The sequence below is a fragment of the Nonomuraea sp. NPDC048882 genome (assembly GCF_040649755.1).
Lineage (GTDB): Bacteria > Actinomycetota > Actinomycetes > Streptosporangiales > Streptosporangiaceae > Nonomuraea > Nonomuraea maheshkhaliensis.
On sequence record NZ_JBEZGB010000016.1, the window covers coordinates 133,102 to 157,716 of the forward strand.

General features: G+C 71.3%; 22 protein-coding genes. 7 read left to right on the top strand and 15 right to left on the bottom strand.

The annotated features are described in order from the left end of the window. Positions 1 to 67 precede the first annotated feature (67 nt). From AB0C27_RS43075 to AB0C27_RS43090, 4 genes are all read right to left on the bottom strand, one after another. Positions 68 to 2,494, bottom strand: a complete 2,427-nt coding sequence (locus tag AB0C27_RS43075) for a rhamnogalacturonan lyase (protein WP_357857455.1) — start codon at positions 2,492 to 2,494, stop codon at positions 68 to 70. 180 nt (positions 2,495 to 2,674) lie between these two features. Further along, on the bottom strand, positions 2,675 to 2,836 hold the full coding sequence (locus AB0C27_RS43080; RefSeq protein WP_357857458.1) for a hypothetical protein: 162 nt from the start codon (positions 2,834 to 2,836) through the stop codon (positions 2,675 to 2,677). A gap of 139 nt (positions 2,837 to 2,975) precedes the next feature. Next, on the bottom strand, positions 2,976 to 3,653 hold the full coding sequence (locus AB0C27_RS43085) for a hemerythrin domain-containing protein (RefSeq protein ID WP_357857461.1): 678 nt from the start codon (positions 3,651 to 3,653) through the stop codon (positions 2,976 to 2,978). 38 nt (positions 3,654 to 3,691) lie between these two features. Beyond that, positions 3,692 to 4,384 (bottom strand): MarR family winged helix-turn-helix transcriptional regulator, encoded by a 693-nt coding sequence (locus tag AB0C27_RS43090; protein WP_357857464.1) that lies wholly within the window; start codon positions 4,382 to 4,384, stop codon positions 3,692 to 3,694. Positions 4,385 to 4,451: 67 nt separating this feature from the next. On the opposite strand from AB0C27_RS43090, the gene AB0C27_RS43095 reads away from it, so the two are divergent. Next, positions 4,452 to 4,733 carry a DUF3040 domain-containing protein gene (locus tag AB0C27_RS43095; protein ID WP_357857467.1) on the top strand — a complete coding sequence of 94 codons (282 nt, stop codon included), beginning with the start codon at positions 4,452 to 4,454 and terminating at the stop codon, positions 4,731 to 4,733. 54 nt (positions 4,734 to 4,787) lie between these two features. Here the strand turns inward: AB0C27_RS43095 and manD are convergent, their stop codons facing one another. The 5 genes from manD to AB0C27_RS43120 all read right to left on the bottom strand — a co-directional run bounded on the left by manD (position 4,788) and on the right by AB0C27_RS43120 (position 10,267). Then, on the bottom strand, positions 4,788 to 6,017 hold the full coding sequence (manD, locus tag AB0C27_RS43100) for a D-mannonate dehydratase ManD (protein WP_357857470.1): 1,230 nt from the start codon (positions 6,015 to 6,017) through the stop codon (positions 4,788 to 4,790). 31 nt (positions 6,018 to 6,048) lie between these two features. After that, entirely contained in the window at positions 6,049 to 7,197 is a 1,149-nt protein-coding gene (dgoD, locus tag AB0C27_RS43105) for a galactonate dehydratase (protein WP_357857473.1), read from the bottom strand. 4 nt (positions 7,198 to 7,201) lie between these two features. Beyond that, positions 7,202 to 8,017, bottom strand: coding sequence for a carbohydrate ABC transporter permease (locus tag AB0C27_RS43110; RefSeq protein ID WP_357857475.1), 816 nt, complete (start codon positions 8,015 to 8,017; stop codon positions 7,202 to 7,204). Then, positions 8,014 to 8,955, bottom strand: coding sequence for a sugar ABC transporter permease (locus AB0C27_RS43115; protein WP_357857477.1), 942 nt, complete (start codon positions 8,953 to 8,955; stop codon positions 8,014 to 8,016). The genes AB0C27_RS43110 and AB0C27_RS43115 overlap by 4 nt, the downstream gene beginning before the upstream one ends. 67 nt (positions 8,956 to 9,022) lie before the next feature. Next, positions 9,023 to 10,267 carry a sugar ABC transporter substrate-binding protein gene (locus AB0C27_RS43120; RefSeq protein WP_357857480.1) on the bottom strand — a complete coding sequence of 415 codons (1,245 nt, stop codon included), beginning with the start codon at positions 10,265 to 10,267 and terminating at the stop codon, positions 9,023 to 9,025. Between the two features lie 185 nt (positions 10,268 to 10,452). Between AB0C27_RS43120 and AB0C27_RS43125 the strand changes: the two genes are divergently transcribed. Further along, positions 10,453 to 11,214 carry an FCD domain-containing protein gene (locus AB0C27_RS43125; protein WP_357857482.1) on the top strand — a complete coding sequence of 254 codons (762 nt, stop codon included), beginning with the start codon at positions 10,453 to 10,455 and terminating at the stop codon, positions 11,212 to 11,214. Between the two features lie 24 nt (positions 11,215 to 11,238). Here AB0C27_RS43125 and AB0C27_RS43130 read toward each other — a convergent pair whose 3' ends face one another. Further along, complete coding sequence (locus AB0C27_RS43130) at positions 11,239 to 11,877, bottom strand: helix-turn-helix domain-containing protein (protein WP_357857485.1); 639 nt, start codon at positions 11,875 to 11,877, stop codon at positions 11,239 to 11,241. 75 nt (positions 11,878 to 11,952) lie between these two features. Between AB0C27_RS43130 and AB0C27_RS43135 the strand changes: the two genes are divergently transcribed. Beyond that, positions 11,953 to 12,924, top strand: coding sequence for a zinc-binding dehydrogenase (locus AB0C27_RS43135; RefSeq protein ID WP_357857488.1), 972 nt, complete (start codon positions 11,953 to 11,955; stop codon positions 12,922 to 12,924). 14 nt (positions 12,925 to 12,938) lie between these two features. On the opposite strand, the gene AB0C27_RS43140 is transcribed toward AB0C27_RS43135, so the two are convergent. The 5 genes from AB0C27_RS43140 to AB0C27_RS43160 all read right to left on the bottom strand — a co-directional run bounded on the left by AB0C27_RS43140 (position 12,939) and on the right by AB0C27_RS43160 (position 17,223). Then, on the bottom strand, positions 12,939 to 13,907 hold the full coding sequence (locus AB0C27_RS43140) for a zinc-binding dehydrogenase (protein ID WP_357857491.1): 969 nt from the start codon (positions 13,905 to 13,907) through the stop codon (positions 12,939 to 12,941). A gap of 67 nt (positions 13,908 to 13,974) precedes the next feature. Then, a complete protein-coding gene (locus AB0C27_RS43145; protein ID WP_346115288.1) occupies positions 13,975 to 14,334 on the bottom strand; it encodes a hypothetical protein in 360 nt (119 codons plus the stop codon). After that, positions 14,331 to 15,197 carry an extradiol ring-cleavage dioxygenase gene (locus AB0C27_RS43150; protein WP_357857495.1) on the bottom strand — a complete coding sequence of 289 codons (867 nt, stop codon included), beginning with the start codon at positions 15,195 to 15,197 and terminating at the stop codon, positions 14,331 to 14,333. Before AB0C27_RS43150 ends, AB0C27_RS43145 begins: the two co-directional genes overlap by 4 nt. A 17-nt stretch (positions 15,198 to 15,214) precedes the next feature. After that, positions 15,215 to 16,027: a citryl-CoA lyase gene (locus tag AB0C27_RS43155; protein ID WP_357857498.1), complete on the bottom strand. Its 813-nt coding sequence runs from the start codon at positions 16,025 to 16,027 to the stop codon at positions 15,215 to 15,217. 35 nt (positions 16,028 to 16,062) lie between these two features. Beyond that, positions 16,063 to 17,223 carry a CoA transferase gene (locus AB0C27_RS43160; protein WP_357857502.1) on the bottom strand — a complete coding sequence of 387 codons (1,161 nt, stop codon included), beginning with the start codon at positions 17,221 to 17,223 and terminating at the stop codon, positions 16,063 to 16,065. A gap of 175 nt (positions 17,224 to 17,398) precedes the next feature. On the opposite strand from AB0C27_RS43160, the gene AB0C27_RS43165 reads away from it, so the two are divergent. The 4 genes from AB0C27_RS43165 (at position 17,399) to AB0C27_RS43180 (ending at position 24,614) form a co-directional block, all read left to right on the top strand. After that, complete coding sequence (locus AB0C27_RS43165; protein ID WP_357857505.1) at positions 17,399 to 18,832, top strand: amidohydrolase family protein; 1,434 nt, start codon at positions 17,399 to 17,401, stop codon at positions 18,830 to 18,832. A gap of 68 nt (positions 18,833 to 18,900) precedes the next feature. Beyond that, the gene (locus AB0C27_RS43170; RefSeq protein WP_357857508.1) at positions 18,901 to 19,701 is read left to right on the top strand and encodes an IclR family transcriptional regulator C-terminal domain-containing protein; all 801 of its coding nucleotides are present in this window, start codon (positions 18,901 to 18,903) and stop codon (positions 19,699 to 19,701) included. A 171-nt stretch (positions 19,702 to 19,872) separates the two neighbouring features. Then, positions 19,873 to 21,903, top strand: a complete 2,031-nt coding sequence (locus AB0C27_RS43175) for a M14 family metallopeptidase (protein WP_357857511.1) — start codon at positions 19,873 to 19,875, stop codon at positions 21,901 to 21,903. Next, complete coding sequence (locus AB0C27_RS43180; protein WP_357857514.1) at positions 21,903 to 24,614, top strand: M14 family zinc carboxypeptidase; 2,712 nt, start codon at positions 21,903 to 21,905, stop codon at positions 24,612 to 24,614. Before AB0C27_RS43175 ends, AB0C27_RS43180 begins: the two co-directional genes overlap by 1 nt. Position 24,615 lies beyond the last annotated feature (1 nt).

Sequence of the window (24,615 nt, forward strand, 5' to 3'; positions counted from 1 at the left end):
AGCGCGGCAAGTGGTTTTCCCAAGTGCGGGGCGGGCGGGCCATGGAGGCCCGCCCGCCGTCCGCCGGTCACCTGGTGGACGGGATGGGGACCTTCGACCAGTCGATGTCCGAGCCGAGGTAGAAGCTCGGGTAGGCGGGCTGGTTGTAGGCGGTCTGCTGCCTGGCCACCTCCACCCGGTACTGCGGGTCGTGCATCAGCGTGTACAGCTTCCTGTCGGTCAGCTCGGTGCTGACGTACATCCGCACGGCGCTGCTGTCGGCGGTGCGGACCAGCAGTTCCTCGCGCCAGTCGCCGAACACGTCCGCCACCAGGCCGGGGTTGCCCTTGGTCCAGTTGTTGGTCAGCGTGCCCTCGGCGGTCAGCAGCGTGCCGCGACGGCGGTCGTCGATCGTCGGTGTCTGCAGCTCGGTGGTGGCGGTGCCGTTGACGCTCTGGGTGGTCATGTCGGCGGCCCAGCGGATGCTCATGTTCGTGCCGGGGGCGTCGCGGCCCAGGTACTCGCCGCGGGCCGACCACAGACCGGCCTGGATCGCCTGGTCGGGCGGCATCGACGACCAGGTCTCCAGGCCGCGGACGGCCGGGTCGATGTCGCCGGTCATGCCGCGGCCGGTGTCCACGCCGCTGTAGCCGCCGTGGATCACCTCGCCGGTGGCCGCCTCGCGCAGCGCCCAGCCGTACGGGGCCCAGGGGCCGCCCTCGTGCACGGTCCAGATCTCCAGGCCGGGCCGGTCGGGGTCGATGTCGCCGACGTGCATGGCGTCGCCGTGGCCGAGGCGGACGTTCTGGCCGGGCACGTTGCTCTGCGGCGGGGCCACGGCGAAGGAGGAGTAGAGCAGGTCGCCGTCGTCGTCGATGGTGGCGGAGCCGTAAACGACCTCCTGCCTGCCGTCGTCGTCCACGTCGGCCACGCTCATCGAGTGGAAGCCCTGCGTGGTGAGGGTGGCGTACTCGGGGTCGCTGCCGTCCACGCCGTGCGGGGCGGCGTTGAACGGGTTGGCCATCGGGACGTGGCCGCTGTCGACGTACCAGCGCTCCTTGAGCCGCCGGCCGTCCCAGTCGTAGGCGACCAGCGTGGTACGGGTGTAGTAGCCACGGGCGAGGATCGCCGACGGGCGCTTGCCGTCGAGGTAGGCGACCGAGGACAGGAAGCGGTCGACCCGGTTGCCCGGCTCGACCCTGGCCATCGCGTAGTCGCCCCACAGCAGGCCGTCGTCGCCGCGGCCGGGCTTGTAGGGGATCGTCTGCAGCTCGCGGCCGGTGGCGCCCTCGAAGACCGACAGATATTCGGGGCCGGTCAGGACGAACCCGGCGAACTCGCGCAGCCGGTTGTTGCCGCTGCGGGCCGGCGCGTGGACGTCCACGAAGTACGTGGCCAGCTCGACCGCGTCCGCGTGGGAGAGCGGGTAACGGTACTTGGGCGCGATCCCGAACGCCGCTTCGAGCGTGGCCGGCCAGCGTCCGGCGACGACCTCCGGGTGCTCATGCCATTTCTCGAACATGGCGGCAACATGGTCGAAATAGTCTGCCGCGCTTTTTCGATAGTCGTCGGTATTCGCGTATCCGGCTTTGACGTCCGCGCGCGGCATCGTGACATAACGCTCGGAGACGACCTGGCCTCTGCCGCCGTACCGGATGATCTTGGTGCCTGGGGCGGTTTTGAGCATCATCTCCGAACGGCCGTCGCCGTCGAAGTCGTAGACCAGGAACTGGGTGTAGTGGGCGCCGGAGCGGATGTTGACGCCCAGGTCGAGGCGCCAGCGCAGAGTGCCGTCCAGTTCGTACGTGTCCACGTAGGTGTTGCCGGTGTAGCCGCGCTGGGAGACGTCCTTGCTGTTGGACGGGTCCCACTTGACGACGTACTCGTACCGGCCGTCGCCGTCCACGTCGCCGACGCTCAGGTCGTTGGCCGCGTACGTGTACGCCTCGCCGGCCGGGGTCGCGCCGTCGGCCGGCTTCTTCAGCGGAAGATCGTAAAACGTTTTAAGCCAAGGCGCGGCCACGCCGCTCTTGCGGCCTTCGCGGCCCTTGACGATCGGCGCCACCCGGTACTCCGAACGGGCCGTGCCGCCGGTGTCCTTGTAGTTGGTGCTGTCGGTCACGGTGGCGATGGGGCGGCCGTCGCGGTAGACGCGGAAGGTGGCGCCCGTCATGCCGTTCTGGCCGTGGCCGGAGACCTCGTCACCGAGGAGGCGCCAGCTCAGGAAGACGCCTTCGCCGGTGGACGCGGCCACCAGGCCGCGATCGAGCTGCTCCAGGCGGGGGGTGGGGCGGTGGCGGCCCGAGGTGCGGGCGCTCTCCGAGCCCCTGTACGTGCCCGCGGCGTGCACGGCTCCGGCGCCCGTGCTGCCGGTCGTCGCGTCGGCGTCTGTGGCGTCCCTGGCGCCCGCGGTGTTCGCGGCGTTCGCGGCCGAGGGGAGCGCGGTGAGCGGCAGGCAGAGCAGGGCGGCCAGGCCGGTGGCGAGCGCTCGGCGGATGCTGCTGGGGGGTCTCATGGTCACGAGCTCCGCTGATTAAATCGATATAATTTTAGCTGGGAGAGTATTGGTGGATAGCGGCTCCTGTCAAGACTTTGTTACCGGTTGATTTTTGGCGCGGTGAATTGGGGCGTTCGCTGGCAAATGCGAAATAAAGGGAATAAGGCGATTCGCCGGGCGGGCGGTGGGCGGAAACGCCTATGGCGCGAGCTGCACTCCGACACCGGTGAAGCCGGCCGGGACGCCCTCCGTCACCAGCAGGTCGGCCGCGTCCCAGCCGCACACCCGGATCGGGGCGTTCAAGGCGAACTTGCGCGCGTCGCCGACGACGATCGTCCTGCGGGCGACGGAGATGATCACTGGCAGGCGACCGGCTCGATAGCCGGGGCAGTGGCCGGGGCGCTGATCGCGATGCTGCACACGGTGCCCGCTCTCGCCGTGGGTGGCGTAGCGGGTCGGGGTCGGTGTCCGAGCTGGGGGATGGCGCAGAAGGCCGGGGTCAGCGGCCGAGGCGGTGGGTGACGCGTACCCGCCACAAGTCAGGCCCGCAGGCCAGGTACGTGAAACCGTAGTCGTCGTGGCCGGCCGCCAGCGTGTCGCACAGGTCGCTCGGGTCGGTGCTTGAGCACAGGTCGAGCTGCTCGCCCCGCGACAGCCGCCGCAGCCGGTCGCCGATAGCCTCCGTCAGGCGGTCGGCGGGAAGGGCGTCCAGGTCGACGACAGGGCCCTCGGTCAGTGGGTACCAGTGGTGCGGGCAGGCGCCGAGAGCCGAGGTGGAGGTGGCCGGCCTGTCCTGCGCGGCCAGGATCGCCTGCTCGGTGGTGAGGTGGTTCCCGAGCTGGGTGAGCAGGTCGCGGACGGTGGTGGCGAGCTGGGCAGGGGAGCGGGCGCCACGTTCGCGGGCCGCGGCGGCGAGGGTGTCGACGCAGGCGCGCAGCCGGGCGTGGTCGCGGGCCAGCCGGGACAGCTCTGGGGTGGTCTCGTGGGCCGGGAAGAGCAGCCGTTCCTCGTCGGTGACCTGCCTGATGAGCTCGGCGCGCAGGTAGCCGGCCAGCGCGGTCAGTTCGCGGCTCGGCCAGCGGTCCTGCCCGGCCACCCGCAGGACGTCACGGGCCCGGTCGGTGACCTGGGTCAGGAGGTGGGCGTGTTCCATGGTCAGCGTCGTCCGAGTGTCCATGATCCCTTCCTTGAGGCGGGGCGGGCCGGTGCCGGGACTCAGTTTCCGTCGAACGGGGGTGAGGCGCTCTCCCACTCAGGGGGCAGGATCGCGGTGTCCATCCGCCGCAGCTCGTCGCGGTGCAGCGTGCCCAGGCGGGTCAGGACGCGTTCGCCCGCGGGAGCCAGCGTCACCCGTACCGCCCGGCCGTCGCTGGGGTGGGCGGTCCGGCGTACGAGACCCTGCTTCTGCGCCCGGCCTACCAGCTCGACCACGCTGTGGTGGCGCAGCAGCAGCCGGTCGGCGAGCTCCCGCACGCTCGCCCAGTCACGGCCGGGGAAGCCCTTGAGCGCCAGCAGCAGCTGATACTGCTGCGGAGTCAGGCCGGCGGCGCGCACCGCGTCCTCGCTGAAGCGCAGGTAGGCGCGGATCGCGAAACGGAACCTGGCCAGCGCCTCGAAGTCCTGCTTGGTCAGGGGCTCCGGTCGCGCCGCTCCGGTTTCGCCCGCAGGTGCGACGGCGGACTCGTCTGTGTTCGCGGGTACGACGGTGTATTCGGCCGTGTCCGCCGGTACAGCGGCGGATTCGGCCGTGTCCGCAGGTGCGACAACAGCTCCGTCCGTGTCCGCAGGTGCGATGATGGATTCGTCCTGCTCCGGCGCTTCGTCCAGAACGTCGCCCACGATCGCGTCGCCTCTCTCTCGCCTCTCCCAGGTCGCGCGCGCCCTCGGGCCGCACGTGACAGCGTCCATGGATTCCAGTTTATATCGTGCTACGATACAAAAATCCAAGTTAGCGGCATCGCCCTGGAGGTGTGTCGTGCTCGACGACGACGAACGTGCGGCCCTAAGGGACATTCAGCGCCGGTTGGCAGACGACGATCCGGACTTCGCCCGATCGTTCGCCGCCGGCGCGCGACGCCTGGCCCGAGCGGCGACGCCGCTCCTGCCCAAAGAGGCGTACACGATCATGATCGTCTTCAGCGCGTCGTTCGCGGTCATCTCCCTGCTCGCCGGATCGCCGTTCGTCGCGCTGCTGTTCGCCGGCCTGAGCGGCTGGATCTGGTACGCACGCTCGCGCCGGGCGGGGGAGCGGCCGTGACACCGGCGACGCCCAGGCGCCGGTAAAAGGCGCCCAGGCGTCGTCGTGAACGGCTCACCAGTCGTGGACGGTGCCGTCCTTGAGCCGGTTGAACGGCAGGTAGGCCGGCTGGTACGGGAACCGCGCCGCAGCCTGCTCGTCCAGCTCCACCCCGAGCCCAGGCTGCTCACCCGGATGCAGGTAGCCGTCGTCGAACGTGAACGACTGCCGGAACACCTCGTTGGTCGCCGCCCCGTGCTGCATGTACTCCTGGATGCCGAAGTTGTGGATCGCCAGGTCCAGGTGGAGCGCGGCGGCCATGCCGACCGGTGAGATGTCGGTCGGGCCGTGGATGCCGGACTTGATCTGGTACTGCGCGGCGAAGTCGAGCAGCTTCCGCATGGCCGTGATGCCGCCCGTGTGGGTGACGGCCGAGCGGACGTAGTCGATGAGCTGCTCGCGGATCAGAGTCTGGTAGTCCCACACGGTGTTGAACACCTCGCCGATCGCCAGCGGCGTGGTCGTGTGCTGCCGGACCAGGCGCAGCGCGTCCTGGTTCTCGGCCGGTGTGCAGTCCTCCAGCCAGAACAGGTCGTACGGCTCCAGCGCCTTGCCCAGCTTGGCCGCCTGGATCGGCGTCATCCGGTGGTGCCCGTCGTGCAGCAGCGGCAGTTCGGGGCCGAACTCGTTACGCACCGCCTCGAAGACGCCGGGCAGGTGACGCAGGTAGGCCCGGGTGTCCCAGTCCTCCTCGGCGGGCAGCGGGGTGCGCTGGGCCGGCTCGTAGTCGTAGCGCTTGCCGTCCACGCTGGGCTGGGCGGCGACACCGTACACGGCGTTGATGCCCGGCACGGAGGTCTGCACCCGGATCGAGCGGTAGCCCAGCTCCAGGTGCCGGCGGATCGAGTCGAACAGCTCCTGCTCGTCCCGGCCCGACGCGTGCCCGTACGCCATGATCCCGGTCCTGGAGGCGCCGCCGAGCAGCTGGTAGAGCGGCATCCCGGCGGCCTTGGCCTTGATGTCCCACAGCGCCACGTCCACGGCCGCGATGGCGGCCATGGTGACGGGCCCGCGCCGCCAGTACGCCGAGCGGTAGAGGAACTGCCACGTGTCCTCGATGCGGTGCGCGTCTCGCCCGATCAGCAGGGGGACGACGTGATCGGCCAGGTAGGAGGCGACCGACAGCTCGCGCCCGTTGAGGGTGCCGTCGCCCAGGCCGGTGATGCCGTCATCCGTGGTGATCTTCAGGGTGACGAAGTTCCGGTCCGGACTGGTGACGACGACGTCCGCGGCGATGATCTTCACAGAGGTGCCTTTCTCACAACAGGGATGGGGCTCACCATTCCGCGAACGAGCCGTCGCGGTGCCGCCAGATCGGACCGCGCCAGGCGTGCCCCCGCTTGTCGGCGGCGCGGACCGAAGCCTCGTCGATCTCGATGCCCAGGCCGGGCGCGGTGAGCCGCTCGATGTGGCCGTCCGCGAACGCCAGCGCGGCCCCGTCGACACAGTAGTCGAGCACGTCGGCGCCCCGGTTGTAGTGGATGCCGATGCTCTGCTCCTGGATCAGGTAGTTCGGCGTGGCGAAACCCACCTGAAGGCAGGCCGCCAGCGCGATCGGGCCGAGCGGGCAGTGCGGGGCGAGCTGCACGTCGTACACCTCGGCCAGCGCGGCGATCTTGCGTACCTCGGTGATGCCGCCGGCGTGCGAGAGGTCCGGCTGGGCGACCGCGATGCCGGCCTGGAGGACCGGCAGGAACTCCTGCCGGCTGTAGAGCCGCTCGCCGGTCGAGACCGGGACCGGCGTCGAACGGACGAACTCGCCGATCAGGTGCGAGTTCTCCGGGACGACCGGCTCCTCCAGGAACAGCGGCCGGTACGGCTCCAGCAGCGGCGCCAGCCGGCGGGCGTTGGCCAGGGTGAAACGCCCGTGCAGGTCCACGGCCACGTCGCGGGTGTCGCCGAGCACCTCGCGGGCGGCGGCCACCCGGGCGACCACGCCGTTCAGCTCGGCGACCGAGGCGAGCGGGCTCATCCGGCCGGAGGCGTTCATCTTCACCGCGGTGAGCCCGGCCTCGACCTGGGCGGCGATGTGGTCGCGCACCTCGCTGGGCTCGTCGCCGCCGACCCAGCCGTACACGCGGATCCGGTCGCGGACCGGGCCGCCGAGCAGCTGGTGCACCGGCGCGCCGAAGTGTTTGCCGGCGATGTCCCACAGCGCCTGGTCCAGGCCCGACACGGCGCTGGCCAGGATCGGCCCGCCCCGGTAGAACGAGCCCTTGGTCATCACCTGCCAGTGGTCCTCGATGCGCAATGCGTCCCGGCCGACGAGCAGCTCGGCGAGCTGGTGCACGGCGGTGCGCACGGTCTCCGAACGCCCCTCGCAGGTGGCCTCGCCCCAGCCGACGACGCCCGAGGCGGTCTCGACCCGGACGAAGAGCCAGCGAGGGGCGACCAGGAAGGTCTCGACACGCGTGATGGTCGTCATGCCCTCAGCCCTTGGTCGCGCCGGCGGTCAGGCCGGAGACGACGTACTTCTGCACGAACAGGGCGATCACCATGATCGGCAGTGTGACCACGGTGGTCGCGGCCATCAGGCCGCCCCAGTCGATGCTGGCGTACCCGACGAAGTCGAAGATCGCCACCGGCAGGGTCTTGGTGTCGGCGTCGGACAGCACCAGGGCGAACATGAAGTTGTTCCAGGAGAAGATGAACGACAGGATGCCCGCCGTGGCGATCCCCGGCACCGACAGCGGCAGCGTGATCCGCCGGAACGCGCCCACATGGGTCAGCCCGTCGACCAGCGCCGCCTCCTCCAGCTCCTCGGGCAGGCTGTCGAAGTAGCCCATCATGATGTAGACGACCAGCGGCAGCGACACGAACATGTGGCTGATGATCAGCACCCCGAAGCCGCCGACCAGCTTCAGGTTGGAGAAGACGTAGAACCAGGGGACCAGCAGCGACACGCCGGGGATGACCCGGGCCATCAGCACCACCAGCGCCGACTTGCGCATGTTGAACCGGCTCATCGAGTACGCCGCCGGCACGCCCAGGATCAGCGAGAGCACGGTCGCGGCGAAGGCCACCCAGAGGCTGTTGAGGATGAACTCGACGTAGTTCGCCTGCTGGAGCACGTTGGCGTAGTTGGCCAGGGTGGGGACGAAGGCCAGCGCCTTGCCGGGGTCGTAGATGTCGACGTTCGTCTTGAACGACGCGGCGACCATCCAGATCAGCGGCGCGATCAGCCCGAGCACCACGACCGTGAGCGCCACCCCCCGGAACACCTGGTAAGCGGTCCGGGGTCTCATCGCTGCGCCTCCTTGCGCCGGGTGGTCAGGGCCCACATCGCCCCGATGATGATGAGGAAGAAGAGGATGAGGACGGTGGAGGAGACGCCGTACTCGTTGTAGTCGAAGCTGAGGCCGTAGGCGTACACGTTGAGCGTCTCGACCTCGTGGAAGGAGCCGCCGCCGCGGCCCTTGGTGGCGTACAGGATGTCGAAGGTCTTCAGCGCGTCGATGCCGCGCAGCAGGATCGCCACCGTCAGCGTCGGCATCAGCAGCGGCAGGGTGACGTGACGGAAGCGCTGCCAGGTGCTGGCGCCGTCGATGCGCGCCGCCTCCTGCGGCTCCTCCGACAGCGAGGTGAGCCCGGCCAGCAGGATCAGCACCACCATCGGCGTCCACTGCCACACGTCGATGAAGATCGTCGTGGGCAGGGCCGTGTGCTGGCCGGCCAGCCACGGCTGCGGCCCGATGCCGACCCAGCCGAGGGCCTGGTTGGCCAGGCCGATGTTCGGGTCGAAGATGAGCCGCCACATCATGCCGACCGCGACCGGGGTGGCGACCAGCGGCAGCAGGATGGCGACCCGGACCCAGCGCTCGCCCTTGAACGGCCGCCACAGCAGCAGCGCGATCGCCATCCCCAGCACCACCTCGAACAGCAGCGCCACGACGGTGAACGTGGCGGTCCGCCCGACGGCCGGCCAGAACCGTTCGAAGTCGGTCAGGACGTCGAGATAGTTCCGCAGGCCGATGAACTCGCTCTCCGCGCGCACGGACCCCTCGGCGTCGGTCAGGCTGAGGTAGCCGGTCCAGGCCAGGGGAAAGACGAGCAGCGCGGCGACGAAGATCATCGCGGGCGCGGCGAACAGCCACTTGCGGTGGTGATCGACCCAGCGGGCCCAGCCGGGCGTGGCGGGGGCGGTGGCGGCGCCGGGCGGCGCCTCGGTGGTGGTCGTTGCCATGAGGTCTCCAGATGAGGCGGAACTGCGGAGGTGCGCGGGCGACGGTCCCGTCGCCCGCGTGCGCCGCTTACCGGGCCTCGTCGTCCAGGAACTTCTGGAACGCGGTGTTGGCGGTGTCGGCCGCCGCGGCGGCGTCCTTGCCGGTGATGGCGTCCACGATCGGCTGGCCGACGATCTCGCGCGACTCGGCGACCTTCACGACCAGGGGCCGGTCATGCCCCACGCCGGTCTTGGTGCTGGCCGCGATGGAGTCGGCGAGGTCCTTCGGGAACGTCGAGATGCCCTCGGGGTTGTCCCAGACGGAGGCGCGGGCGCCCGGCACGCCGGACTTCTGCTGCGCGAGCGTCTGGTCCTTGCCGGTGGCCCACTCGATGAACTTCCACGCGTTCGCGGTGTTCTCGGAGCTGGCGTTGACGCCCAGCGCCCACGACGGGATGTTGTACGGCTTCGAACCCGCCGGGCCGGCCGGGAACGGCGCGAAGCCGACCTGGTCCGACACCTTGGACTTGGCCGGGTCGGTGGCGTTCTTGTACAGGGAGTTCGCCTCGGTGTAGAAGGCGGCCTTGCCCTGGGTGAAGATGGCCATCGCCTCGGGCCAGCCCATGTCGGTGCTGACGTTCGCCGGCCCGGAGTCCTTGATCAGGCCGCCGTAGAAGGCGTACGCCTGCTTGGCCGCGTCGCTGGCCACCGCCGACTTGCCGCCGGCGTCGACGAAGTCGCCGCCGAAGCTGTAGAGGAAGCTCGAGAACTGGGTGACGGCCGCGGACTTGCCGGTACGGGCGACGAACCCGGCGACGCCGGGGTCGGACGCCTTGATCTTGGCGGCGGCGGCCTTCAGCTCGTCGAGGGTCTTCGGCGGGCCGTCGAGCCCGGCCTTCTCCAGCAGGTCCTTGCGGTAGTAGAGGACCTCCTGCTCGGTGATGATCGGCACGCCGACCGGCTTGCCCTCGTAGGTCGTGGCCTCCTTCGGGCCCGCCTGGAAGTCGGCGAAGTCCCAGTTCGCGTTCGCCTTCACCTGGTCCGACAGGTCGGCCAGGTACTTGTTCTTGGCGAAGAGCTTGCCCTCCTGCAGGGGCCGGTACATCATCACGTCGATGTCGGACGAGCCGGCGTTGAGCTTGACGTTGTACTGGTCGGACAGCTGGTCCTCACCGAGCTGGGTGACCTCGACCTTGAGCCCGGACTGCTTCTCGAACTCGGGCAGGGCCTTCTTGATGTTGTCGGTCCACACGTGGTTGGCCAGCGTGACCCGGACCGTGTTGGATCCGCCCTCGCCGCTGTCGCCACCGCCGCCGCAGGCGGACAGGCTCATGGCAACAACCACGGCCAGAGATGGGCCGATTATCGATCGATGTCGCACGTCATCTCGCCTTTCGTCATGGTCGCCGCCCCCCCCGGTAGAGCGCCACGCACTCGTAACATCCGTTTAATGTCGGGATGCTAGGCCAAAAAAGCTGACTTATTCAAGTATCGTCTTTCAATTGATATGCTTTGTCCGTGACCCAGTCCTCCCCCAGGGGCGCATCCAGCCCACAGGCCCCTGCCGAGGCTGGGCTCCATGCTCGTGTCCTCGACGAACTCGGCACCGTCATCTGCAACGGCGACCCGCCCGCGGGCTCCGTCCTCAGCATCGAAGACCTGGTCGACCGCTACCAGGTCTCCCGCTCGGTGATCCGCGAGGTGCTGCGGGTGCTCGCCTCCATGGGGCTCGTCGAGACCCGGCGCCGGGTCGGCATCATGATCCAGCCCGCCGAGGCGTGGAAGGTCTTCGATCCGCAGGTGATCCGGTGGCGGCTCGCCTCCGGCGAGCGGATGGCGCAGATGCGCTCGATCACCGAGCTCCGTACGGCCATCGAGCCGTACGCGGCCTGGCTGGCCGCAGAACGCGTCCACGACGACGAGGCGAGCGATTTAGTGGGACTCGCCGCCAAGATGTGGGCCGCGGGCAAGGCGGGCGACGAGGCCCGCTTCCTCGACCTGGACATCGACTTCCACCGGCGGGTGCTGGTCGCCTCGGGCAACGAGATGTTCTCCGAGCTCCAGCTGATCGTGGCCGAGGTGCTGGCCGGCCGGCACCACTACCACCTGATGCCGCACTACCCCGACGAGGAGGCGCTGCAGCTGCACACCGACGTGGCCCACGCCATCCAGCGGCGCGACGGCGAGCGGGCCAGGCGGGCCATGGTGCGGATCATGGAGCAGGGCTTCGCCGAGATGAAGTCGATGTGGGAGCAGACCGCCGAGCCCGGCGGGGAGTGACGCATCGCTTTGGCCGGGTGGCGTTCAGGATGTCGGTGAGAGCGGCCGGCCGGGCGCCAGCCGGGCCGGCGGCGGTAGCGGCTCGGCGCCGGGGGCGGCGCGCAGTGCCTGGACGGCCAGCGCGGCGAAGCGCCGGGAGGCCGCCACCCGGCCCGCCGGTGTGGCCGCCTGGAGGCCGTTGTTGGCCATGAGGACGAGAATGAGATCGTCCAGCACGAAGTCGGGGCGCAGCTTCCCGGTGGCCTTGGCCCGGCGGGCCAGCTCGGCGACCGCGTCGAGCGTGTGCGTCCGGCTCGTGGCGAAGTCGATCGCGCCAGGGAACGTGGCCATGAAGGCCGCGGTGAAGCCCCGGTCGCGGGCGTGCAGCTCACAGATCCGCTCGATCACCTGGCAGAAGCCACGCCACGGATCAGGGTCGTCGAGCCCGTCCGCGACGATGACCTCGCAGGCGCGCATCTGGTCCGCGAACGCCTCCGTGGCCAGCAGCTCCTTGGTCGGGAACCGCCGGTAGAGAGTGGCAGGGCCGACCCCGGCGCGGCGCGCGATCTCCCGCATCGGCACGTGCAGGCCCTCGGCGGCGAAGACCGTGCGGGCGGCTTCGAGGATGCGTTCGCGGTTGTCGAGGGCGTCGGAGCGCAGCTTGTGAGTCAAACGGTCGTCCACCGTTCTCACTTTAGCTAAACGGACGGGGGCGTCCACTAGTGTCCTCAGGGCTTCGACCTTGTAAGGAGACGACAGATGAAGGCAGTTGCCATCCAGAAGTTCGGCGGCCCGGAAGGACTCGCGGTCGTCGACGTGCCCGACCCGAGCCCCGCCGCGGGCCAGGTGGTGATCACCACCGAGGCGATCGGCGTCGGCGGTGTCGACGTCCTGATCCTCAGCGGAGCTCTGGCCGGGTACGGCTTCCAGGAAGGTCACATCCCGGGCGGCGAGATAGCGGGCACCGTGACCGCCGCGGGCGACGGTGTGGACCCGTCCTGGCTCGGCCGGCGCGTGTGGGCGTTCACCGGCGAGGGCGGCGGCTACGTGGAGCAGGCCGTCGCCCCGGCCTCGGCGCTCGTCCCGCTCCCCGCGGACATGTCCGCCGCCGACGCGGTGACACTCGGGAGCTCCGGCATGGTGGCTCAGTTCGCGCTCCGCCATGCCCGTTTCGTCCCCGGCGAGTCCGTGCTGGTGCGCGGCGCGGCCGGTGGCATCGGGGTCATGGCGGTCCAGCTCGCGGCCCGTGACGGCGCCGGCGCGGTGGCGGTCACGACGTCGTCGGCCGAGCGGGGCGAGCGGCTGCGGAAGCTCGGCGCGACCCACGTGCTGGACCGTTCCGGCGAAGGAGACGACAGCGCGCCCGCGGCGTACGACGTCATCATCGACATCGTCGCCGGCGCGGGCCTGCCGTCGCTTTTCGCCAAGCTCAACCCGAACGGCCGCCTGGTGGGCGTCGGCGCGGTCGCGGGCTTCCCGCCGGCGGACTTCGGCATGGAGCTGTTCGCGGCGTTCCGTAAGTCGCTGTCGTTCGCGGTCTTCAGCGCCGACTCCGTGCCGCACGACGACCGGCGCACCGCGACCGCCGGCCTGCTGGCCGCGGCGGGCCGGGGTGAGCTCGAGTCGGTGGTGCACGAGGTGCTGCCCCTGGAGCAGGCCGCGACGGCGCACCGCAAGATGGTCGCCGGCGAGGTGTTCGGCCGGCTCGTGCTCACGCCGTCAGGCAGCTGACGCCAGAGGGGGCGTCAGTCGAAGGCCAGGACGATGCGGCCGTCGGCGGCGCCGGACGACTGCTGCTCCCATGCCTGTGCGGCCCGTTCCAGGGGGACCACCTCGTGGGTCACGGCGAGCCGGCCCGCCGCCGACTGCTCGGCGACGTAAGTGACGGCCGCCGCCCGCTGCTCCCTGGACAGCTCGTTGTTGGTGTAGCCGAGGATGCGCAGTGACCGGCTGCGCAGGGTGGCGGAGTCGAGCGGGCACGTCTCCGCCGCCGCGCTCCCGAGGTTGACCAGCCGCCCGCCCTGGCCCAGTGTCCTGGCGGCCGCCGCGGCGGGGACGCCGTAGAGCGGGTCGAGGACCAGGTCCACCGGCCCGTCACAGGCGTCGGCGAACCGCCGCGCGAGCCCCGCCACGTGGTCCGAACCAGCCGGGAGGAGGGGGACGACGGCGTCGGCGCCTGCCTGGCGGGCTCGTTCGAGGCCGGCCGCCGAGCGGGCGGCGGCCACGACGCGGCGCGCGCCCGCCAGCCGGGCGAGCTGGATCGCCGCCTGCCCGACCGCGCCGCCCCCGCCGAGCACCAGCACCTGCTCGCCCGCGGCCAGCTCGCCCCGCCAGGTCAGCGCCAGGTACGCGGCCACCGCCGACAGCCCGAGCGCCGCCACGGCGTACGGGTCGGCGCCTTCGGGCAGCTCGACCAGGTCCTCGGCCCGTGCCAGGGCCAGCTCCGCCATGCTGCCGTCCCCTGGAGCCATCCCGGCCGCGGTCGGGAACCACACGAGCCGCCCGCCGGCCGAGCCCACGCCCTGGACGCCGGGCACGTACGGCAGCGCGGGCGTCCCGAAGTAGGACGTTCCGGTCGCGCACAGCAGGTCCAGCGGGGTGATCGGCGCGGCGACGACCCGCACCGGTTCCAGCCCGGGACCCGGCACCGGTTCCGGGCGCGCGGCCACGGCCGGCGGCCGCCCGCACTCGTCGATCTGGAGGGCACGCATCATCGGGCTCCCGCGTCGTACGCCTACCGGCGGCCCCGGACCTCCGGGACCGCCGCTCTCGATAACAGGGTCAGGTGGCGATGTCCGGGTACGGCAGCGACATGTGCGACAGCCGCCGCGCGTACTCCGTCTGGAAGCCCAGCGGCGGATGATCGCGCTCGAACATCGCGATGAAGAGGGTGAGCGTCAGGAACGGATGCGCCCCCAGCTCGAACAGCCGCGGATAGTCGTGCGCCGCCAGCGCCTCCCGCTCGACGTCGTCGAAGCGCAGCCAGGTGGACGCCTCGCCGCTGTGACAGCCGAGGATGCGGTTGGCGTACTCGCCCTCCCACCACTCCACCGTGGCGCGCGGCTCCTCGCGGTAGCGCTCGACCAGCTCGGGATCGCGGTCCACGGTGAACAGGAACTTGTTCAGCAGGTACTTGCTCATGCGCCGGCGCCTCCGTCCGGGTACCAGGTGAAGTACGCCTCCATGGTGTGGAACAGGTCGTAGGTGTCCACGTAGTCCGCCTTGCGGCCTTCGCCGGCCACCCCCATCATCAGCATGAAGTCCATGAACCCGTGGGTGGCGTTGCCCGGCAGATGCAGGCTGTCGAGGGTGACCTCGGCCAGACAGCCCTCGATGTCGCCCGAGGAGATCCACTCGACGGCCTTGCGGTCGAACTCGGGGTCGGGGCCGTGCGGCCCGAACTGGCGCGGCCCGCCGAGCTCCAGCGACAGGTGCCCGGTGCCGATGATCGCGACCCGCTGCTCGGCCGGCCACGACTCCACCAGCTGCCTGATCGTCTGCCCGAGCTGCACGAACCGCTTCGGCCGCGGCAGCGGAGGGGCGAAGATGTTGGTGTAGACGGGCACGATCGGCAGGTCGTTCTGCGGGCGCAGGGTGATGATCGGGCAGGTGATCGAGTGGTCGATCCGCAGCTCGTTGGAGAAGGCCAGGTCGAAGCCGGCGTCGATGCCCTCGCGCAGGATGTACCCCGACAGGTCCTCCTGCCCCTGGCACACCATGCGCGGCAGCCCGAACTCGCGCTCCTCGTTGTAGAAGTTGGCGTCGTAGAAGGGCGCCTTGCCGATCAGGAACTGCGGCATGTTGTCCAGCCACAGCTGGTGGAAGTGGTCGGAGCCGACCATGACCAGCACGTCGGGCCTGGCCCTGGTCAGCGTCTCCCTGAACGCCTCCACCTTGCGCACCCACTCGTCGGCGAACGGTGGGCGGTCCTCTCCGGTGGCGGTGCTGGCGCGGTAGTAGAAGGGGTGGTGGGTGGACGCGATGACCGCGGCGACCTCAGCCATGCGAACCTCCGATGACCTCAGTCATGCGAACCTCCGTCGGGGGATGGGAACGGCTCGGGCGGAATGGACCGGTTGTTCAGGTCCACGGACAGGAAGATCTCATTGGCCACCGGCCGGCGCAGCTCCTCGGCGAGCTGCCCGATGAGCCCGGCGGTCCTGGCCAGCAGCGCGAACCCGCGCAGCAGTTCCAGTGGCAGCCCCAGGTCGGCCAGCGCCGCGCCGCAGACGCCGGCGCCGTTGAGCGGCAGCGTGCGGCCGAGCACCTGCGGGTGCACGCGCCCGATGGCGGCGAACAGCGACAGGTGCGGCCCGGCCAGGCCCTCCTCGGCCGCGATCTCGAACAGCCTGGGCGTGCGTGGGTCGCCGTTCTTGTGCACGTGATGGCCGAGCCCGGGGATGAGGCGCCCGGACTCGCGGCGGGCCCGTACGGTGTCCAGGGCGAGCGCGTCCCAGTCGGACTCCTCGGCCGGCAGCGGGTCGTGCGCGGCGATCACCTCGTGCAGGAAGCGGCCGCAGTCCTCGGTGACGCCGAGGAAGCGGGAGCCGCCGCCGAGCAGGCCCGCGGCCAGGGCCCCCTGGACGGAATCCGGGGCCGACAGGTACGTCAGCCGCGTCACGATCGCGGTCGGCGTGAACCCGTGGTCGGCCAGCGCGGCCAGCACGGCCTCGAACACGCGGACCTCGCCCGGGGATGGGCGGCGCTGCGTGGCCAGCCAGAAGGCCAGCTCACCGAAGCCCACCTCGCCCATCACGTCGGTGGCCAGGTCGCGGCCCAGCAGGGTGATCGTGTCGGGCGTCGACGCTCCTAGCGCGGTCGGGTACTCAGTCACGTTCACTCCCAGGGCCCCGGAAGTCGCGCGAGTGCTCAGTCACGTCCGTCCTCCAGCCACTTGCGCAGCTCGGCGCCGTGCTCGTCCAGTTCGGGCGGCGGCAGGGCGTACCCGGCGGGCGTCTGGGAGAAGCGGATCGGGTGCCGCGTCGTCGGCACCGCCCGATCGCCCTCGCCGACCACCACGACGGGCTCCAGCCCGAACCGCTCCGCCGCCGCGAACCCGCCGTCGATGGTGTTGATCGGCCCGCTCGGCACGCCGGCCTCGACCAGCAGCTGGAACCACTCGTCGGCCGGCCGCTTCACCAGTTGCTCGACGAGCAGGGGCCGCAGCTCCTCCCGCCGCTCGGTGCGGTCGGCGTTGCGGGCGAAGCGCGGGTCGTCGGCCACCTCGGGGATGCCGAGCACCTCGCACAGCTTGTGGAACTGCCCGTCGTTCGCGGCCGCCACGATGAGGTCGTTGTCGGCGGTCGGCAGCGGCTCGTACGGGAACACGCTCGGATGCGCGTTGCCCATCCGGAACGGCACCACGTCGCCCGCCACGTACGCCGAGCTCTGGTTGACCAGCCCGGTCAGCGCCGACGACATCAGGTTGACCTCGACGTGCTGCCCCTGCCCGGTGGCCTCGCGATGGCGCAGCGCGGCCAGCACGCCGATCACCGCGTGGTTGCCCGCCATCACGTCGAACACGGAGATCCCGGCCCGGTAGGGCGGCCCGTCCGGCTCGCCGGTCAGGCTCATCAGCCCCGACATGGCCTGCACCATCAGATCGTAGCCCGGCACCCGCGCGCCGGCCCCCGACCCGAACCCGCTGATCGAGGCGTAGACGACGCCGGGGTTGGCCGCGCTGACGGTGTCGTAGTCGAGCCCGTACTTGGTCAGCCCGCCGGGGCGGAAGTTCTCCACCAGCACGTCGGCCCGCCGGGCCAGCTCCCTGGCGAGCCCGGCGTCGCCCTCCTGCCGCAGGTCGAGCGCGATCGACCGCTTGCCCCGGTTGACGCCCAGGTAATAGGTGGACGCCGTGCCGCGCGCGGGCGGCGTCCAGGAGCGGGTGTCGTCCCCGCCGGGGCCCTCGACCTTGACGACGTCGGCGCCCAGATCCGCCAGCAGCATCGTGGCGTACGGGCCGGCCAGCACCCGGGAGAAGTCGGCCACCAGCACACCGGACAGTGGCCCCTCGGGCACGTGGTCAGTCATCCGGATCCATTCTTCCGTTCGCTCAGCTCTTCCGTCCGCTCAACGGACGTATGTCCGCTAGAGCGATCCCAGCACTGAAAAGCCGATGCGTCAACCATCTTGACAGGTGGGCGGCATCTCATCACAGTGGCGTTGACCGTACAGCGGACGACTGTTCGCAAGCGAGGAGCGTGCCATGAACGAGTTCGAGGCCGGACGCCCCGTGGTGCTGCGCGGCGGCACCGTGCTGCCCATGGACGGAAGGCGGGTGCTCACCCGTACCGACGTCCTCGTCACCGGGGACAGGATCGCCGCCGTCGGCCCCGAACTGGAGGTGCCCGATGGCGCCGCCGAGATCGACGCCTCCGGCGGCATCGTCATGCCGGGCATGATCGACACCCACCGGCACATGTGGCAGACCGTGATGCGCGGCTACGGCGCCGACTGGACGCTCACCCAGTACTTCGTCTGGTACTACCTGGAGCACGGCAAGCTGTTCCGGCCCGAGGACGTGCACGCGGGCAACACCCTGGCCGCCATCGAGGCCCTCGACGCCGGCGTCACCACCGTCGTCGACTGGTCGCACGGCCTGCGCACCCCCGACCACGCCGACGCCGCCGCCGACGCGCTGCAGGCCGTGCCTGGACGGTACGTGCTCGCCTACGGCAACATCCAGCAGCCGCCCGCCGAGTGGACGGCCGCGCCGGAGTTCCGCGACTTCGTCCGCCGCCGGGTCACCGGCGACGACCTGCTCGGCTTCCAGATCGCCTTCGACGTGACGGGCGACCCGTCCTTCCCCGAGCGCCCCGCCTTCGAGGTGGCCCGCGAGCTCGGCGCGACGGTCACCACCCACGCCGGCGTGTGGGGCGCCACCAGCGACGACGGCATCCGCCTCATGTACGACCACGGCTTCATGACCCCCGGCACCATCTACGTGCACGCCGCCTCGCTGTCGGCCGACTCCTACCACCGCATCGCCGCCACCGGCGGCTCGATCTCCGTCTCCACCGAGAGCGAGCAGAGCGCCGGTCAGGGCTACCCGCCCACGTGGGCCATCCGCGCCCACGGCATCCCGGTCTCGCTGTCCATGGACACCAGCGTATGGTGGAGCGGCGATCTGTTCTCGGCGATGCGCACCACGCTCGGCGCCGACCGCTCGCGTGAGCACCTGGAGGCGCACGCCAAGGGCGAGACCGTCACCCACTGCGCCCTGCGCGCCGACCAGGTCGTCGACTGGGCCACCCGGGGCGGCGCCCGCGCCATCGGCCGCGACGACCTCGGCACGATCGAGCCCGGCAAGAAGGCCGACCTCGTGCTGATCAAGAACGACGCATCGCCCGTGTCGTTCCCGCTGCTCAACCCGTTCGGGCACGTGGCGTTCCAGGCGCAGCGCGGCGACGTGCACACCGTGCTGGTCAACGGGCGCGTGGTCAAGCACGAGCACCGCCTGCTCGGCGTCGACCTGGCCGCCGTCCGCGCCCAGGCCGACAGCACGATCGAATACCTCAAGGGCGAGATGGGGGAGGAGGCGTGGGAGAAGGGCATGAACCCCGACATCCCCTCGGCGAAGGTGCTGGACAACCCGTACACGTATACGGACTATCGCAGCGACGCCACGCACCGCCTCTGACCCGCCGCTGTGCGGACGGGCGACCGTCTAGAGTCGGATCCGACAGATCCGAGCGAGTGAGGGCGTACATGGCACGTGGTGAGACCGGACCTGACTTCATCGAGGCGCTGGCCCGCGGCCTCGACGTCATCAGGGCCTTCCGGCCGGGACACCCGGTCATGTCGCTGACCGAGGTGGCGGCCGCCACCGGGCTGGCCCGGCCGACGGCCCGCCGCATCCTGCTCACGCTGCAGGAGCTGGGCTACGCCAGGGCCGAGCGGGGCGGCTTCGCCCTCACGCCGCGGGTGCTGGAGCTGGGCGTGTCCTACGTGCGCTCGATGGGGCTGTGGGAGGTGGCCAGGCCGCACCTGGAGACGCTGGTCACGCAGACCCGCGAGTCGTCCTCGATCGCCCAGCTCGACGGCTCCGACATCGTCTATGTGGCCAGGGTCGCCGTGCCGAAGATCGTGGCGCTGTCGGTGCAGATCGGCACCCGCTTCCCCGCGCTGCAGACCTCGCTGGGCAAGGTGCTGCTGGCCGCGCTGTCCCCGGCCGAGGTGGAGCGAGTGCTGGCCGAGCCGAGCCGCTCCGGCATCGAGCCGCGCTGGCGGCCCGACCCGAGCGAGCGCGAGGCGGCCCTGCGCGCCGTGCGGGCCAAGGGCTGGGCGATGACCGACGAACAGCTCGCCCTGGGCATAAGGTCGGTGGCGGCGCCGCTGCGCGACGGGCTCGGCAACGTGATCGCGGCGGTCAACGTCAACGCCCACGCCGCCGAGACCTCGATCGAGAAGCTGACCGAGGAGCACCTCCCGCTGCTGCTCAAGACGGCGAGCGCGATCAGCGCCGACTGGGCCGCCTACGACGCGGTGCCGCACGTCACGGCCTCGTGAGCGGCGGCGCGGTGCCGCACGTCACGGCCTCGTGACCGGCCGTTCGGTGTCGCCCGTCACGGCCTCGTGACGGGCCGCCCGCCTGGCGGGCGATGACGTCACGGGTCTTGCCGGTTGGCCCGTTGTCGGCTTTGAATGATCCCCATACAGGTGATCCCTGGAAGGGGCTACATGCACGGCTTACGGGTGTCCGCCGTCCTCACACTGATCGTCGGCGCCGCGTGTCTCGGCGCACAGCCGTCCGCCCCGGCCGTCGCCGGGCCGGCCGATCCCGAGCCCGTCTCACTGGTCACCATCTCCGTGCCCGACAGGGCCGCGATGGAACGGCTGGTGGAGTCCGGCGCCGACCTCACCGAACGCGTACGCCCGCAGCCTGACGGCAGCGTCCAGGTCGACGCGGTGCTCACTCCCACCCAGCTCGCCGCCCTGCCCCAGCTCGGCGCGAGCCTGGCCCCCGACGCCACGCCACGGGCGAGCGCGACGGCCGGCGCCGAGAAGGACCGGATCGTCATCGAACGGGCGGTCTGGTACAAGTCGCGCGACGGGTACTTCCTGTCCGTCGAGGCCTCCAGCAGCGCCGCCCAGGCCGCCACACTCACCGTCGCCTGGAAGGGCCGGCGCGGCACGAGCGGGCAGGCCGAGATGGTCGCGTACGTGGACGCCGGCGCCTACCTGGGCCACCAGCTCAGCGCCCCCGTCCCCGCCGACGCCCAGCCGACCCGGATCACCGTCACCTCGGCGGGCGGCGGCAAGGCCGAGGCGCGGGTGGCCGAATGGCCCGGCGGCGACCGGCCGGACAAGACCGGCCCCGGCTACCAGAAGGACTTCGTCACCCAGTACATGACGCCCGCGCAGCTCAACGAGCGGATCAGGGCGCTGAACCGGCGTTACCCCAAGCTCACCGAGCTGATCGCGCTGCCGTACCGGACCAACGGCTACCGGCGCCACGCGCAGGCGCTGATCGGCACCGCGCCCGCCGCCGCCGTCGTGATCACCTCCACCGCCTACGGCTCCGAGGGCGGCAACGACCTGTCCGTCGAGCTCGTCGGGCCCGGCACGCCCGGCAGCCCGCTCCGGGTCGGCATCGACGGCAAGCTCGTCGCCGTCAGCCTGGCCACCGACGACTCCGGCGCGCCGGTCAGCACCGCCGCCCAGGTCGCCGCCGCGATCAACGCCACGCCCGGCCTGCCCGTCAGGGCCTCCGTCTACCGCACCGACCCCGGCGCCGGCGTCATGGCGCCCGCGCCGCCCGTCCAGCTCGACGACTTCCTCAGCGCCCCCGCCGACGTCTCCCGCGCGCCCGCGCAGGTGCTGGCCCTGCGCATCGGCACCCGCCGCGACGGCTCGCGCACCGGCGTGCTGGCCTACGCCCAGGAGCACGCCAGGGAATGGGTGACGCCGCTGGTCACCATCGAGGCGGCCGAACGGCTGCTGCGCAACCACGACCGCGACAAGGTCACCCGGCGGCTGCTCGACCGTACCGACATCTTCATCGTGCCGACCGTCAACCCCGACGGGGCGAACTACAGCTTCTACGACTTCAACTCCCAGCGGAAGAACATGACCAACCACTGCCCGGCGCAGCAGGCCGACCCGGCGGCGCGCAACACCTGGGGCGTGGACGTCAACCGCAACTACGCCGTCGGCTCCCTGCCCGACGGCTACTTCGGCGCGTCGGCGAACTGCCAGTCCGGCACGTACGCCGGGCCGGCGGAGCACTCCGAGCCCGAGAGCCGCAACGTCGTCTGGCTGGCGCAGCGCTACCGCAACATCAGGTTCGCCATGAACGTGCACAGCTACGGCGGCTACTTCATGTGGCCGCCCGGCGCCTACAAGCTCGACGGCCGGGTCGCCCTGCCCAGGCCGACACGCCAGGAGGAGGCGTACTTCCTGCGCTCGGCCCGCACGATCGAGCAGGCCATCGTCGCCGAGCGCGGCACCGTCATCTGGCCGCAGCAGACCGGCCCCGTCACGGATGTGCTGTACTCGGCGGCCGGGAACTCGGCCGACGAGCTGTGGTACGACTACGGCGTGTACGGGTGGGACTTCGAGGTCGGCGCCGACCTGTGGAACCCCTCGACGCGCCGATGGGAGGGCGTGGGCTTCCAGCCGCCGTTCAGTGAGGGACACGCCGAGGCGATGGAGTTCGCCTCGGGCCTGATCTCCCTGATCGGCATCGCCGCCGACTACCGGGAGCCGTGATGGATCCGCGCCTCAGACCACCTGCCGGCCTGCCCGCCAGACCGTCCGCCAGACCGTCCGCCGGATCGTCGGCCCGGCTGCCCGTCCGCCTGCTCGGCGTCGCCGTCGCGGTCGCGCTGATCGTCGTGCCGCAGGCCGGCGGCCTGCCCGCGCTGGCCGATCCGGCCGAGCCGGCGCCCCCGGCGGTGCGCGACTTCGGCAACGGCCCCGAGCGGAACGAGGTCGCCGCCGGCACGACCGGCGAGGCGTCCGCCCTGCGCGGCGCCCCGGCCGAGGAGCGCCCGTACGGGTGGTCGCACGACCGCGGCTACCCCAGGCGCACCCGGCTTCCGCTGCCGGCGGAGAACCCGGCCGACGCCTCGATCAAGCTGGGCCTGGTGCCGTACCACGGCATCGCGCCCAAACTGAACGAGCTGCAGTGGCGCGGCGACCGGGTCAGCGCGGAGATCATCGGCAGCTCCGCCCAGGGCCGCGACCTCTACCTCGTCACCGTCACCGCGCCCGAGAGCGCCGGCCAGGCGCGCGAGCAGGCCCGCGTCCGCGAGCGCATCGAGAACGACCCGGCCGCCGCCGCCCGGGACCGCAAGCTGGCCAGGACCTACAAGGCTCCGATCTTCATCAACGGCAACATCCACGGCAACGAGTGGGAGGGCGCCGACGCCGCCCTGCGCACCATCGAGCAGCTCGCCACCAGCACCGACCCGGCCGTCACCGACCTGCTCAAACGCACCCGCCTGTACTTCAACGTCACCGCCAACCCCGACGGCCGGGTGAACAACGCCCGCCAGAACGGCGCCGGTTTCGACCTCAACCGCGACTTCGTCACCGCCTCGCAGCCCGAGGTCAGGGCGATGCGCCAGATCATGATCGACACCCAGCCGGTGGCCATGCTCGACCTGCACGGGTACGTCAACGGCACGCTCATCGAGCCCACCACGCCGCCGCACGGCGCCAACTACGAGTACGACCTGTTCATCACCAACACCTACGCCAACGGCCTGGGCATGGAGGCCGCGGTCAACGGGCTCGGCTACACCCCGGCGAAGGACGGCGTGGAGCCGGCGCAGATCCCGTTCCGCGACTCCGCCGAGGGCTGGGACGACTGGCCGCCGATCTTCACCCCGCAGTACGCCCCCTTCCACGGCGCGGTCGCCGCTCACACCGTGGAGATCCCACTGCGGGTCAACGGCTCCGTCTACGACCAGACCCCGGCCGAGGAGCTGCGCCGTCGCTCGGCGATCAACACCGACGTGGCCGCCGCCGCGATCCGCGCGACCTACGGCTTCGTCCGGTCCCGCCACGACCGGCTGATCGCCGACCAGATCGAGGTCTTCAGGCGCGGCGCGGCCGGCGAAGCCGCCAAGCCCGTCCCGCTCGGCATCGTGCCAGGCTTCGGGCCCGAGGACGTCTACACCACCACCTTCCCCCGCGCGTACGTCATCCCCGCCGGCTCCGGGCAGCGCTCGGCCACGGCCGCGGCCCGCCTGGTGGACCACCTGATCGCGAACGACGTGCGGGTCGAGCGGGCGAAGAGCTCCTTCCGCTCGGGCGGCCGGACGTATCCGGCCGGGTCGTACGTGGTGGACATGCGCCAGCCCAAGCGCGGCCTGGCCAACGTCATGCTGGAGCCCGGCGCGGACATCTCCCCTCGGGTGGATGCCATGTATGACATCTCGGGCTGGAGTCATGCCCTGCTCTGGGGCGCCACCGTGGAGCCGGTCTCGTCGCTGCGCGCTAGCACCGTGCCCGTCAAGGCGGCCGCGCCGACCGGCTCGGTCCCGCGCACGCCGGGGCCGCTGGCGCTCAGGGTCGGGGACGCCAAGGAGGTCAGGGCGCTCAACGACCTGCTGGCCCAGGGGGTCGCGGTGACCTGGAACGGCGGCACGGCGATCGTCCCGGCCTCGGCCAGACAGGCCGCCAGGACCGTCGCAGAGCGCTACGGTGTCGCGTTCACCCTGGCGGGCGGCCACCTGAGCACGTCGTCGGGCGCCTCAGCAGGCGCTCAGGCGGGCACGCCTGCGGGCCCTGCCGCCGGGACCCCGCTCGGGCAGGTGCGCATCGCCGCCGCGGCCTCGGCCGACGAGCTGTTCACGCTGCGCGAGCTGGGTTTCCCCGTCACGCCCGTCTCCACCGCCGTGCTCAACGCGGGCTTCGACTGGAGCGGCACCGACGTCCTGTACGTCTCCAGCGGCCTCAGCCACGCCGGGCTCAACCCGGCGGCCAGGACGGCGCTGGAGGCGTTCCTGGCCGGCGGCGGCGTGATCACCCGCGGCCAGACGGGCGCCCGCTTCAACGCCGACGCGGGCCTGCTCACCGCCACCACGGTGCCCGGCCGCGGCGACGCCAACGGCGTGGTCCGCACGGTCTCCTCCGGCGGTCCCGTGGGCGGCGGATCGCCGGCGCACTCGTTCGTCTACTCGCCGCTCTGGTTCACCGGTCTCGGGCCCGAGGTCACGGTCGAGCAGTCGTACGCGGCCGACGGCCCCCTCGTGTCCGGCCACTGGCGGCCCGACGGGCAGGGGGCGGGCGGCCCGGACGCGGCCAGGGGCCAGGCGGCCGTGGTCAGCGGACGGGACGAGCGGGGCGCGGCCGTGGTGCTCTTCGGCACCGAGCCGATGTTCCGCAACCACCCCAAGGGCCTGTTCGCGCAGGTGGCCAGGGCGCTGTACTGGTCGAGCTCGGTCACGGGCGCCACGGTCACCACCCCGTGAT